Origin of the sequence: Enterobacter mori (genome assembly GCF_025244905.1) — a bacterium.
GTDB lineage: Bacteria > Pseudomonadota > Gammaproteobacteria > Enterobacterales > Enterobacteriaceae > Enterobacter > Enterobacter mori_A.
The window spans coordinates 1,218,174-1,230,410 of the sequence record NZ_CP104285.1 but is presented as its reverse complement, the minus strand read 5'-3'; the positions used below and the strand labels follow the sequence as shown (position 1 = coordinate 1,230,410).

Genomic DNA, 12,237 nt, shown 5'->3' with positions numbered 1-12,237 from the left:
CTGACACTATAACACGATGTTAGTCTTTGGCAATCAAGACGCTTAGACGTCTAAACCATATGAATATTCCTGGCCGCGAGGGTAAAAGGAAATGACAGACAACCTGCAACTTACACATCTGGTCGACGCCTGCCGCTGGATTGGTGCCAAAGGCTGGGCTCCCGCCACCGGCGGTAACATGTCGGTGCGTCAGGATGAACATCTGTGCTGGCTCAGCGAATCCGGTAAAGACAAAGGCAGCCTGACGACGGAGGATTTTCTGCAGGTCGAAATCGCCACCAACCGCGCGCCGTCCGGGCGCAAACCGTCAGCAGAGACCGGGCTGCACACCCTTATCTATCGTCTGTTCCCGGAAGCTAACGCCGTGCTGCACGTTCACACCGTTAACGCCACGGTGCTGTCGCGCCTGGTGAAAGAGGCCGAGCTCAACATCAGCGGCTTTGAGATGCAAAAATCCCTCGCCGGACAGACCACGCATCTGGATACGGTTTCCATCCCGGTCTTTGATAACGACCAGGACATCGACGCCCTCGCCTCGCGCATCGCCCATTACGCGCAGGAATGCCCGCTTAATTATGGTTTTCTTCTGCGCGGTCATGGCTTAACCTGCTGGGGACGCGACGTGGCCGAAGCCCGCCGTCATCTGGAAGGACTGGAATTCCTGTTTGAATGTGAAATGCGTTTACGACAACTGGAGAGAGTATGATTCGCGCGATTGTGACGGATATTGAAGGGACCACCAGCGATATTCGTTTTGTCCATGATGTTTTGTTCCCCTACGCGCGCGAGCGGCTGGCGGCCTTCGTGACCGCGCAGCAGTACGCCGAGCCGGTCACAACCATTCTGGACAACCTGCGTGATGAAATCGGTAACCCGCACGCCAGCGTCAGCGAGCTTATCGACGCCCTGTTTGCCTTTATGGATGAAGACCGCAAGTCCACGGCGCTCAAAGCGCTGCAGGGGATCATCTGGCACGACGGCTACGTTAACGGCGACTTTACCGGTCACCTCTACCCGGACGTACTGCCTGCGCTGGAAAAATGGAAAGCGCAAGGGATTGATCTCTATGTTTATTCCTCGGGCTCTGTCGCCGCGCAGAAACTGTTATTTGGCTACAGCGATGAAGGTGATATTACTCATCTGTTCAGCGGCTATTTTGATACCCACATCGGCGCCAAGCGCGAGGTTCAGTCTTATCAGAACATCGCGGCGCAAACGGGCATCGCCCCGTCGCAGATCCTGTTCCTCTCCGATATCCATCAGGAGCTGGACGCGGCTGAACAGGCAGGTTTTCGCACCCTGCAGCTGATTCGCGGTGATGATGACGGTGCAAGCCACCACCATCAGGTCCACCAGTTTGACGAGATAAATCCGGAGCAGATCCCTTCATGAGCGCATTGACCATTTATTCCGATAAAGACGCCAGTAAGCATCAATGGCACAGCACCGACGCCGCCGAGATCGCCCAACAGCTCAACGCCAAAGGCGTGCGGTTTGAACGCTGGGCGGCGGATCGCGATTTAGGACAGGATCCCGCGCCCGAAGCCGTGATCGCGGCGTATCAGCATGCCATCGACAAACTGGTGGCGGAGAAAGGCTATCAGAGCTGGGACGTGATCAGCCTGCGCGCCGACAACCCGCAGAAAGAGACGCTGCGCGCGAAGTTCCTGAACGAACACACCCACGGCGAGGATGAAGTACGCTTTTTCGTGGAAGGCGCGGGCTTGTTCTGCCTGCACATCGGCGATGAGGTGTATCAGGTGCTCTGCGAGAAAAACGACCTGATCTCCGTGCCCGCGGGCACGCCGCACTGGTTTGATATGGGCTCAGAGCCAAACTTTACGGCGATTCGTATTTTCGATAACCCTGAGGGATGGGTGGCCCAGTTTACGGGTGATGCGATCGCGGATGCGTATCCAAGGCTGGCATAAACTTTCCCCCTCTCCCAGTGGGAGAGGGTCGGGGTGAGGGCACCAGCGCGCACTACGCGTTAAGCCCTTTTGCATACCTCACCAACTGATCCAGCACAATCCCCCACCCTTCGTGGAAGCCCATCTGCTCGTGCTGCTCGCGGATTTCCTTCGTCGGATGACGTGCTATCGCCGTGTAGCGGGTTTTGCCCTCGCCTACGTCTTCCAGCAGCAGGATCGCCGTCATAAACGGTTTCTCGGCAGGCTTCCAGCCTTCGCTATAGCCGTCAGTAAAGACCAGCTTTTTCCCGGGATCGATTTCAAGAAATACGCCCCGGTTATCCATCCGCTGTCCGTCCACCTCAAACACGGTGTTGAACCGTCCGCCCACGCGGAGGTCGAGGTCGCATTCGGTCACCTTATGGGGAGCAGGAATGAAGAAGTTTTTGATATGCTCGGGCGTAGTCCAGCAGAGCCACAGCAGGTCGCGCGGTGCGTCCACCACGCGCTCCAGTTTTAAGTCTGTTTCAGGATCGAGCCTCACGATAACGTCCTCTAAAGGGAACCCCTTACAAGGATAGTCCCACTCAGGCAAATTTCCCTTTCGCTACCTCTTCAGGGGTGACCACACCCGTATCCAGCACCCAGCCGCTAATCAGCGAGGTTGGGGTCACGTCAAACGCCGGGTTATAGACCTGCGCGTTTTCCGGTGCCCACTGCACCGCGCCAAAGCTTCCGGCTACGCCCGTCACCTCGCTGGCAGCGCGCTGTTCAATCGGGATCGCGTCACCGTTCGGGCAGTCCGGGTCGAGGGTCGTTTGCGGGGCAGCTACATAGAACGGAATACCGTGGAATTTCGCCAGCACCGCCAGAGAATAGGTCCCGATTTTGTTCGCCACGTCGCCGTTGGCGGCAATACGATCTGCCCCCACCCACACGGCGTCTACCTGCCCTTTCGCCATCAGGCTGGCGGCCATGGAATCGGTAATCAGCTGATACGGCACGCCCAGCTCGCCAAGCTCCCACGCGGTCAATCTACCGCCCTGCAGCAGCGGACGAGTCTCATCCACCCAGACGTTGCTGACCTTGCCTTCCTGGTGCGCGCGGGCAATCACGCCCAGCGCGGTGCCGACGCCCGCCGTTGCCAGCCCGCCGGTGTTGCAGTGGGTCAACAGGCGACTGCCGGGTTTCACCAGCGCGCTGCCCGCTTTCGCAATGGCGTCGCAAAGCCGTTTGTCTTCGTCAATCAGGCGCAGCGCTTCGGCTACCAGCGCCGGAACATACTCTTCCTGCCACAGGGCGAGCTTCATGCGGTCGAGATTGTTCATCAGGTTTACCGCCGTCGGGCGAGAGGCGCGCAGGGTGTCCAGCGCCGCCGCCAGCTCGTCGCGGCTTTTACCATTTTCCGCCAGCAGCGCCAGAAGCAGGCTTGCAGAGAGACCAATCAGCGGCGCGCCGCGCACCCGCAGGGCGTGAATGTGCCCAACCAGCGCCTCTACCGTCGAGGCATCCAGCCAGCGTTTTTCCTGCGGAAGCGCCTGCTGGTCGAGAATAAAGAGCTGATTATCCGCCACCCGCAGGCTGGTCGTCTGTAATGTCTGCATGTCGTTAATTCCCTGTTGCGTTGTTGTAGCACATTGTGTCAGGATGAAATCCAGATGTATAGACGTCTACATGTCTTTATTAGCAAACCGTGAGGAACAGGCCATGTCGCAATACCGTACCTTTACCGCTCAGGACGCCGTGGAGTATGCCAGGCAGTTTGGCGGTCTTGATGACCCATCATCGCTGGTGGAGGCGCAGGAGGTAGGCGACGGCAACCTCAATCTGGTGTTCAAAATTTTCGACAGCGCGGGCGTGAGCCGCATCATCGTTAAGCAGGCGCTGCCCTACGTGCGCTGCGTCGGCGAGTCCTGGCCGCTGACGCTGGACCGCGCCCGTCTCGAAGCGCAAACCCTGGTCGAACACTACCAGCACAGCCCGCAGCACACGGTGAAAATCCACCACTATGACCCGGAACTGGCGGTGATGGTGATGGAAGATCTCTCCAGCCATCGCATCTGGCGCGGCGAGCTGATCAACAACGTTTACTACCCGCAGGCGGCGCAGCAGCTGGGCGAATACCTCGCGCACGCGCTGTTCCACACCAGCGATTTCTACCTGCACCCGCACGAGAAAAAAGCGCAGGTGGCGAAATTCATCAACCCTGAAATGTGCGAGATCACCGAAGATCTGTTCTTCAACGATCCCTACCAGATCCACGAGCGCAACAGCTACCCGGCCGAGCTGGAAAATGACGTAGCGGCCCTGCGCGACGACGCCCAGCTCAAAATTGCCGTAGCCTCCCTGAAGCACCGTTTCTTTTCTCAGGCTGAAGCTCTGCTGCACGGGGACATTCACAGCGGCTCGATTTTTGTGGCCGACGGCAGCCTGAAGGCCATCGACGCCGAGTTCGGTTATTTCGGGCCGATTGGTTTTGACGTCGGCACCGCCATCGGCAACCTGCTGCTGAACTTCTGCGGCCTGCCGGGACATCTGGGCATTCGCGATGCCGCTGCCGCGCGCGAGCAGCGCCTGACCGATATTCAGGAACTGTGGAATACCTTCGCGGAGCGCTTCCAGGCGCTGGCGAACGAAAAAACGCGCGACGCCGCGCTCGGCGCACCGGGCTATGCCTCCGCGTTCCTGAAAAAGGTCTGGCATGACGCCATCGGCTTCTGCGGCACCGAGCTCATTCGCCGCAGCGTCGGGCTTTCCCACGTGGCGGATATCGACACCATCCAGGATGAAGCCATGCGCCACGAATGCCTGCGCCACGCGATAACGCTCGGCAAGGCACTGATTGTGATTGCCGAGCGCATCGACAGCGCGGAAGATCTGGTGGCACGGGTGCGGCAGTACAGTTGAGTGCTTTTGCCGGGTGGCGGCTTCGCCTTACCCGGCCTACGATCCGAGTGTAGGCCCGGTAAGCGCAGCGCCACCGGGCAAAATCTCACCCCAAATACTCAATCACCGACAACCCACCGTTATAATCCGTGCTGTAAATAATCCCCTGCGCATCCACAAACACGTCGCACGACTGGATCACCTGCGGACGATTCGGCCGCGTGTCCATCATTCTCTCTGGCGCGGCGGGCACCAGCGCCCCGGTTTCAACCGGCCGATAAGGATTGGAAATGTCATACGCGCGCACGCCCGCGTTCTGATACGTGGCAAAAATCAGCGTCGAGCTGACGAAGCTCCCCGGCCGGTTCTCGTGCAGGTTGTGCGGGCCGAAATGCGCCCCTTTCGCCACGTAGTCGGTTTCATCCGGCTGCGGGAAGGTCGAGATGCTCACCGGGTTCGACGGCTCGCGGATATCAAACAGCCAGATCAGCTTTTCGCCGTCTTCCTGATTGTCGAGCACCGCTTCGTCCAGCACCACCAGCAGCGAGCGGTCCGGCAGCGGCAGCGCGGTGTGCGTCCCGCCGCCAAACGGCGGGCTCCAGTTGCGGTGGCTAATCAATTTCGGCTGAGTGCGATCCTTCACGTCCAGCAGCGTCAGGCCGCCGTCGCGCCAGCTGCCGTAGGCGGTATCGCCCGCGATAATCGCGTGGTGAAGCGCGTAGCGTTTCCCTTCCGGCCAGTTCGGCTTCTCCCCTTCTGCCTGGTTCATCCCCGGCAGCCACCAGCGCCCCGCCACCTCAGGCTTGCGCGGGTCAGCCAGATCGATGGTCAGGAAGATGTAGTCGGTAAAGCCGTCAATAAGCGCCGACACGTACGCCCAGCGGCCACCGACGTACCAGATGCGGTGAATGCCAATGCCGCTCAGCGACAGAAAGCCGATTTCACGCGGCCTGTCCGGCGTGGAGATATCAAAAACGCGAAGCCCGGCGCTCCAGCCTTTGTCCTGCACGTCGCTGACGGTCTCCCCCACCTGACGGGTGTAGTAGACCTTCTCGTCGGCAAAGCGCGCATCGGCGAACAGATCCCGGGCGTTAATCACCAGCAGGAGATCGTCATGCGCCTGCAGGTGCACGTTCCAGGTGCCGGGCGGCGCGGGCACGTAGCCCGCCGCTTTCGGGTTCTTCGGGTCGCGCACGTCGACAATCGAAAAGCCCTGCGACACCATGTGGCCGATATAGGCGAAACCGCGATGCACCATCAGCTGCACGCCGTCCGGGCGACCGCCCTGGTCGCTATGGCCAATCAGCCGCATATTGCGGCTGTATTCGGGTTGAGGTAATGCATACATAGTGGCGTCCTTTCGCCCGGATGGCGGCTGCGCCTTATCCGGCCTACAACACCGTAGGCCCGGTAAGCGAAGCGCCACCGGGCATTATTTTGACCTGGCTTCCAGGGTCGCAAACCACGGCGCGATAAAATCTTCCGTCTGGCCCCAGCCCGGAATGATTTTTCCCAGAGACGCCACGTTCACCGCGCCCGGCTGGGCAGTGAGCAGCGCCTGCGGAATGGCGGCCGCTTTGAAATCGTAGGTCGCAGGCGTCGCTTCTCCGGCAATCTTATTGGCAATCAGGCGTACGTTAGTCGCGCCAATCAGCTTCGGATCCACCGCCACGCTCACCTTCCACGAGCTCCCCGGTTCACGCATCAGCTGCAGATCCTGGTTGGAGATGTCGATGCTGTAGAGCTTGATCTCGGTGCGGCCGTTCTCTTTCAGCGCCTTATACGCGCCCTGGCTGAAGGCGTCCCAGGTGCCCCAGATGGCGTCGATTTTACCTTTCGGGTATTTCGCGAGGATCGCACCCACCTTGTTGGCGGTATCGCCCTGCACGTCAGAGGAGACGGCGCCGATGGACTCCAGCTCTTTGATGTCCGGATACTGCTTTTGCAGCTCTTTATAGGCTGCCTGACGACGTTCCATCGGCGGGAAGCCCGCCACCCACAGCTTGACGATATTGGCCTTGCCGTTGAAATCTTTCGCCAGCTGGCCGAAGGAGAGATTGGTCAGAGAGGCATCGTCCTGCTGGGTAACAGTCACGCCCGGGATCTCGCCGTTGACGGCGGTATCAAACACGGCGACCTTGATTCCGGCATCTACCGCTTTCTTCACCAGCGCGGTGGAGTACGGATCGCGCCCCTGAGAGAGAATAATTCCGTCGTACTTCTGGCTGATGGCCTGGTTCACGAAGTCCTGGAATTTGGCATCGTCCCCGTTGCTTAAAAAGGTGCTGACCTTAAAGCCGAGCTTCTTCCCTTCCTGAATTGCGCCAGCAATAAACTGCGTGGTGTTGTCGTCTGAGCCAAGGTTACGGATCACCGCGATGCGGATCGGGCCGTCATGGTTCGCAATGGCAGCCGGAAGCGGCGCGGGGGTAGCCGCGAAGCCTGGCAGAGCAGTGAGCAACCCTAGTGCCACCAAAGAGAGTGCAATCTTTTTCATTTTTTATCCCGTTGTGTTGTCAGCGTTTTTGTATGTAGGTAATCGCCAGTGCCACCGCGAGCACCAGCCCTTTTATAATGTCCATGGCGTAATACGGCACGGAGAGCATCACCAGCCCGTTCGACAGCACGCCGAGAATGACCGCCCCGACCAGGGTTCCCAGCGCGTTCGGCTTGCCGGATCCGGCCAGCGAGAAGCCAATCCATGCCGCCGCCACCGCATCCATCAGGTATCCGCCGCCCGCATTCACCTGCGACGAACCGATGCGCGAAGCCAGCAAAATCCCGCCCAGGCCCGCCAGCAGCGAGGCGATCACGTAGGCCGCCACCTTGTAGCGCGTGGTACGAATGCCGGAGAGACGCGCAGCCTCCGGGTTGCCGCCAATGGCGTACATCCGGCGTCCATGAGTGGTCAACGAGAGACCCAACTGCGCCAGCACAGTCACCACCAGCATGACGATCACGATGGTCGGCACCTGCCCCAGCAGGCTAAACGCCGCCGGAATGGTCCCTTCCGCCATGTCGCCGCTCGGCAGCACCATGTTCTCGGTAATCGACCCGCCGTAGCTGTAGGTCATCGCCACGCCCTGAATCACAAACAGGCTGGCAAGCGTTGCGAGCATGTCCGGAATACGCAGGATGACGATCAGAAAGGCGTTAAACAGCCCCACCAGCGTGCAGAGCGCAAGGGTGATCAGAATCGACTCGGTGGTACCGAAGCCGTGCCAGACGAAAAGGGAAATCACCAGCGCGTTCGCCAGCGAGGCGGTGGATCCGACAGAGAGATCGAACCCGCCGATGGTCAGCGAGATCGACACGCCGATGGCAATCACCGTCACGATGGCAATCGAGCGCAGAATATTGATGATGTTGTTCGGATCGAGGAAGCTGTCCGACGCCAGGCCAAAGACGGCCACCAGCGCGACGACGGTTAACAGCATGCCCCACTTGTAGAGAAAATCGAAAATTTGCTGACGGCCAGACGCCGTCGCGGTCACTGAAAGGGCCTTACTCACGACGCCGTTCCTCCGGTTGAATAATAAAGTAGTGTTTCTTCACGGGCCTCGGCCCCGGCGATTTCCGCCACGATGCGCCCGTCCCACAGCACGCAGATGCGGTCGCACAGCCCGACCAGCTCGGCAAACTCGCCCGAGGCGTAAATGACCCCTTTGCCCTCGCGCGCCAGGCCGTCGATCAGCTGGAACAGATCGGTTTTCGCCTTCACGTCCACGCCTTTGGTTGGTTCGTCGAATATCAGCACGCTGGCGTCATTGCACAGCCATTTACCGATGGCGATCTTCTGCTGGTTGCCGCCAGATAAGCGGCGCAGCACCTGCCCCGGTCCTCGGGCGCGCACGCCGACGCGAGCAATCACCTCTTCCGCCCAGCGCCACGCCTGACGATGGCCAAACAGGCTCCAGCGCGAAAAGCTGTTATCCGCGCACACGGCAAGATTCATGCTCACCGGCTCGTCGATAAAAATCCCCTCTTTACGCCGCTCCTCCGGCACCAGGGCCAGCCCGCGCAGCACGGAGTCGGCCGGGTCACGCGGCTGCCAGGATTGATGATTCAACTCGCCGTTTGCCACGCGGCTTTTGGTGGCGCCAAACAGCGCCTTGCAGAGTTCGGTTTTCCCCGCGCCCGCCAGTCCGGCAATCCCGAGGATTTCGCCCTTGCGCAGGTGCAGGGAGATATCTTTCAGCAGCGCGTCGTCGTGCAGCCCTTCCACCCGCAGCAGCGTCTCTTCGCCGTGCGGCGGTCGCGCGGGCGGATAGATATCGCTCAGCACGTGGCCGAGCATCTTCTCGACGATCGCTTCGCCGCTAAGATCGGCCATCGGGCCGGACTCGATCAGCTTGCCGTCGCGAAGCACCGTCAGGGTGTCGCAGATGGCCTTCAGCTCGTGAATGCGGTGGGAGATAAACACCACGCCGATGCCCTGCTGCTTTAAACGTCTCACCACCGCAAAAAGACGCTCACTCTCGTGCGCGTCCAGCGGCGCGGTGGGTTCATCAAGAATCAAAAAACGGCAGTGGTGGGACAGGGCGCGCGCCAGCAAAATCTGCTGCTTTTCGGCAAGCGTGCAGCCGTCGATGGAACGGCGTACGTCCAGAGAGACATCCAGCTGCGCCAGCGCCTGTCTCGCCTGCTGGCGGACGGCGAGCCAGTTGAAGCGATGCCCCGGCTGCGCCAGCTGGTCGAGCATGATGTTTTCGGCAATGCTTAACCCCGGGATCAGCGCCACGTCCACCTCCTGCTGTACGAGGTGGATCCCAAGCCGTTTGGCATCAAGCGGCTCGCGGATGCTTACCGGCTGGTTATTGATGGAGATTTCGCCCTCATAGTGGTCGTGCGTGCCGCAGAGCACCGCCATCAGCGTTGATTTCCCCGCGCCGTTGGCACCGGTCAGCGCATGCACGGAGCCGCCGGTTAAGGTGAAATCCACGCGCGACAGCGCCTGAAAGCCCGAAAAGGCCAGACTGATACCGCGCATCTCAAGGCGACTGGAAACCATCCGCGTAAATCCTTCATTACTCTTCTGATTTATCGAATTTTTCACAGCTCCGGTTGACTGACAACGACGGAAAAGGCATAAGATAAAGCGAAATATTATTAGCCATCCGGATGTCCAGACATAACATCGGGTTAGCGCTTGCTAAAAAAGGACAACACCATGAGCAACACCGATATCCGCGTCGTGCCTGGCCCGGCGAACTACTTCTCTCATCCCGGAAGCCTTGCGCATCTGAATGATTTCTTTACCCCGGAGCAGCTTTCCCGCGCGGTGTGGATCTACGGCGAGCGCGCTATCGACGGCGCGCGCCCTTTCCTGCCGGACAGTTTTAACGCGCCTGGGGCGATACACCTGCTGTTTAAAGGCCACTGCAGCGAGCGCGACGTCACCCATCTGGTGAACGAATCCGGCAGCGACGCCAGCGTGGTGATTGGCGTCGGCGGCGGCGCGGTGATGGATACCGTCAAGGCCGTGGCGCGCCGCTTAGGGGTGCCGTTCGTGGGCATCCCCACCATTGCCGCCACCTGCGCGGCCTGGACCCCGCTCTCCGTCTGGTACAACGATGCCGGTCAGGCGCTGCATTTTGAGATCTTCGACGACGCCAACTTCCTGGTGCTGGTAGAGCCACAAATCATTCTTAACGCCCCGGCGGAGTACCTGCTCGCGGGCATCGGCGATACGCTGGCGAAGTGGTACGAAGCGGTGGTGCTGGCACCTGAGCCGGAAACCCTGCCGCTGACCGTGCGGCTGGGCATTAACGGCGCGCTGGCGATCCGCGACGTGCTGCTGGAACACAGTGAGGAAGCGCTGGCCGACCAGCAGCGCGGCGAACAGACCCAGGCGTTCCGGGACGTGGTGGATGCGATTATCGCCGGTGGCGGGATGGTCGGTGGCCTGGGCGAACGCTATACGCGCGTGGCGGCGGCACATGCGGTGCACAACGGCTTAACCGTGCTGCCACAGACGGAAAAATACCTGCACGGCACCAAGGTGGCCTACGGCATTCTGGTGCAAAGCGCCCTGCTCGGCCAGGATGACGTGCTGGCGCAGCTGGTGACGGCGTACCAGCGCTTTAACCTGCCGACCCGGCTTCGCGAGCTGGACGTCGACATCAATAACCGAGAAGAGCTGGATAAGGTCATTGCCCACACCCTGCGCCCGGTGGAGTCGATTCACTATTTACCGGTTGCGTTAACGCCTGACGTTCTGCGCGCCGCGTTTGAGAAAGTGGAATCCTTCAGCCGTTAATCGCCTCGACCGTCTATACCTAATGATGATTCTTTATACTCTTGCTACGAGGTCATCATGCAGATCGATTTAACAGGTAAGAAGGCGCTGGTAACCGGTGCCAGCCGTGGGTTGGGTCGGGCAATTGCACTCTCGCTGGCGCGCGCCGGTGCGGATGTGATTATTACGTATGAAAAATCTGCCGATAAAGCCCAGGCGGTCGCCGATGAGATTAAGGCGCTGGGACGACACAGCGAAGCCGTGCAGGCGGACAGCGCCAGCGCGCAGGCGATTCAGGATGCCGTCACCCATGCGGCGCGTTCCCTCGGCGGGCTGGACATACTGGTCAACAACGCCGGGATCGCGCGCGGCGGCCCGCTGGAGTCCATGACGCTGGCGGATATTGACGCCCTGATCAACGTCAACATCCGCGGCGTGGTGATCGCCATCCAGGAAGCGCTGGTGCACATGTCCGACGGCGGGCGCATCATCAACATCGGCAGCTGTCTGGCGAACCGCGTGGCGCAGCCGGGCATAGCCGTCTACTCGATGACCAAGTCTGCCCTTAACTCCCTGACCCGCGGGCTGGCGCGCGATCTGGGGCCACGCGGCATTACCGTTAACCTGGTACATCCCGGGCCCACCAACAGCGATATGAACCCGGAAGACGGGGAACAGGCCGAAGCCCAGCGCCAGATGATTGCGGTCGGTCACTATGGTCAGCCGGAAGACGTCGCGGCGGCGGTCACGTTTCTTGCCAGCCCGGCAGCCGGGCAGATCTCCGGTACCGGTCTGGACGTAGACGGCGGTTTGAACGCCTGATCGCAAATTTACTGCAAGCCTCTGTCGTCCGACAGAGGCCTTCCCGAGCGCTCTCGACGGTTCGCGTCAGGAGCTGGCGGCAATTTACGGCTGTAAACAGGAGCAGATCAGCCTCTATTTACCGAAAGAGGGTTAACAGCACTTCGCCCCACCCTTGCCACCGTAGCGGGCGTCCTGGCGGTCGCGGAAAAATTCTTCGTAGGTCATGGGCGTCTGGTCCGGATGGTTGACGCGCATATGCTCGACGTAGTTGTCGTAGTCCGGCACGCCAATCATCATTTTGGCGGCCTGGCCCAGGTACTTACCTGCTTTGGAGAGGGTGTCGAACATAGGTCATTTCTCGTTTGTTTCCCCCTCACCCTACCCCTCTCCCCAAAGGGG

The 12,237-nt window shown here is 60.2% G+C and carries 13 protein-coding genes and 1 pseudogene; 7 read left to right on the top strand and 7 right to left on the bottom strand.

Going from position 1 to position 12,237, the window contains the following annotated elements; genetic code table 11:
- Nucleotides 1-91 precede the first annotated feature (91 nt).
- Genes N2K86_RS05750 through N2K86_RS05740 form a run of 3 tightly spaced genes read left to right on the top strand, consistent with a single transcriptional unit; the run spans nt 92 to nt 1,931 of the window.
- Nucleotides 92-706 carry a methylthioribulose 1-phosphate dehydratase gene (locus N2K86_RS05750; RefSeq protein WP_260660791.1) on the top strand — a complete coding sequence of 205 codons (615 nt, stop codon included), beginning with the start codon at nt 92-94 and terminating at the stop codon, nt 704-706.
- Complete coding sequence (mtnC, locus tag N2K86_RS05745; protein ID WP_260660790.1) at nt 703-1,392, top strand: acireductone synthase; 690 nt, start codon at nt 703-705, stop codon at nt 1,390-1,392. The genes N2K86_RS05750 and mtnC overlap by 4 nt, the downstream gene beginning before the upstream one ends.
- On the top strand, nt 1,389-1,931 hold the full coding sequence (locus N2K86_RS05740) for a 1,2-dihydroxy-3-keto-5-methylthiopentene dioxygenase (RefSeq protein WP_260660789.1): 543 nt from the start codon (nt 1,389-1,391) through the stop codon (nt 1,929-1,931). The genes mtnC and N2K86_RS05740 overlap by 4 nt, the downstream gene beginning before the upstream one ends.
- 52 nt (nt 1,932-1,983) lie before the next feature.
- Here the strand turns inward: N2K86_RS05740 and N2K86_RS05735 are convergent, their stop codons facing one another.
- Nucleotides 1,984-2,454: an SRPBCC family protein gene (locus tag N2K86_RS05735; RefSeq protein ID WP_260660788.1), complete on the bottom strand. Its 471-nt coding sequence runs from the start codon at nt 2,452-2,454 to the stop codon at nt 1,984-1,986.
- A 43-nt stretch (nt 2,455-2,497) separates the two neighbouring features.
- Nucleotides 2,498-3,514 (bottom strand): S-methyl-5-thioribose-1-phosphate isomerase, encoded by a 1,017-nt coding sequence (gene mtnA / locus N2K86_RS05730; protein ID WP_260660787.1) that lies wholly within the window; start codon nt 3,512-3,514, stop codon nt 2,498-2,500.
- Nucleotides 3,515-3,617: 103 nt separating this feature from the next.
- On the opposite strand from mtnA, the gene mtnK reads away from it, so the two are divergent.
- Nucleotides 3,618-4,817, top strand: coding sequence for an S-methyl-5-thioribose kinase (gene mtnK / locus N2K86_RS05725; RefSeq protein WP_260660786.1), 1,200 nt, complete (start codon nt 3,618-3,620; stop codon nt 4,815-4,817).
- Between the two features lie 85 nt (nt 4,818-4,902).
- Here mtnK and N2K86_RS05720 read toward each other — a convergent pair whose 3' ends face one another.
- The 4 genes from N2K86_RS05720 to N2K86_RS05705 all read right to left on the bottom strand — a co-directional run bounded on the left by N2K86_RS05720 (nt 4,903) and on the right by N2K86_RS05705 (nt 9,807).
- Nucleotides 4,903-6,144 (bottom strand): LVIVD repeat-containing protein, encoded by a 1,242-nt coding sequence (locus N2K86_RS05720; RefSeq protein ID WP_260660785.1) that lies wholly within the window; start codon nt 6,142-6,144, stop codon nt 4,903-4,905.
- Between the two features lie 84 nt (nt 6,145-6,228).
- Nucleotides 6,229-7,293, bottom strand: a complete 1,065-nt coding sequence (locus N2K86_RS05715; protein ID WP_260660784.1) for a sugar ABC transporter substrate-binding protein — start codon at nt 7,291-7,293, stop codon at nt 6,229-6,231.
- Between the two features lie 19 nt (nt 7,294-7,312).
- Complete coding sequence (locus tag N2K86_RS05710) at nt 7,313-8,308, bottom strand: ABC transporter permease (protein ID WP_260660783.1); 996 nt, start codon at nt 8,306-8,308, stop codon at nt 7,313-7,315.
- Nucleotides 8,305-9,807, bottom strand: coding sequence for a sugar ABC transporter ATP-binding protein (locus N2K86_RS05705; RefSeq protein ID WP_260660782.1), 1,503 nt, complete (start codon nt 9,805-9,807; stop codon nt 8,305-8,307). Before N2K86_RS05705 ends, N2K86_RS05710 begins: the two co-directional genes overlap by 4 nt.
- Before the next feature lie 159 nt (nt 9,808-9,966).
- On the opposite strand from N2K86_RS05705, the gene N2K86_RS05700 reads away from it, so the two are divergent.
- From N2K86_RS05700 to N2K86_RS05690, 3 genes and pseudogenes are all read left to right on the top strand, one after another.
- Nucleotides 9,967-11,055: an oxidoreductase gene (locus tag N2K86_RS05700; RefSeq protein WP_260660781.1), complete on the top strand. Its 1,089-nt coding sequence runs from the start codon at nt 9,967-9,969 to the stop codon at nt 11,053-11,055.
- Nucleotides 11,056-11,112: 57 nt separating this feature from the next.
- Nucleotides 11,113-11,856, top strand: a complete 744-nt coding sequence (locus N2K86_RS05695; protein WP_260660780.1) for an SDR family NAD(P)-dependent oxidoreductase — start codon at nt 11,113-11,115, stop codon at nt 11,854-11,856.
- A gap of 61 nt (nt 11,857-11,917) precedes the next feature.
- Nucleotides 11,918-11,992: pseudogene (locus N2K86_RS05690) on the top strand (helix-turn-helix domain-containing protein); the annotation flags it as partial.
- Here N2K86_RS05690 and N2K86_RS05685 read toward each other — a convergent pair.
- Nucleotides 11,989-12,186: a YbdD/YjiX family protein gene (locus N2K86_RS05685; RefSeq protein WP_006809671.1), complete on the bottom strand. Its 198-nt coding sequence runs from the start codon at nt 12,184-12,186 to the stop codon at nt 11,989-11,991. The pseudogene N2K86_RS05690 and the gene N2K86_RS05685 sit on opposite strands and share 4 nt — an antisense overlap.
- Between the last annotated feature and the right edge of the window lie 51 nt (nt 12,187-12,237).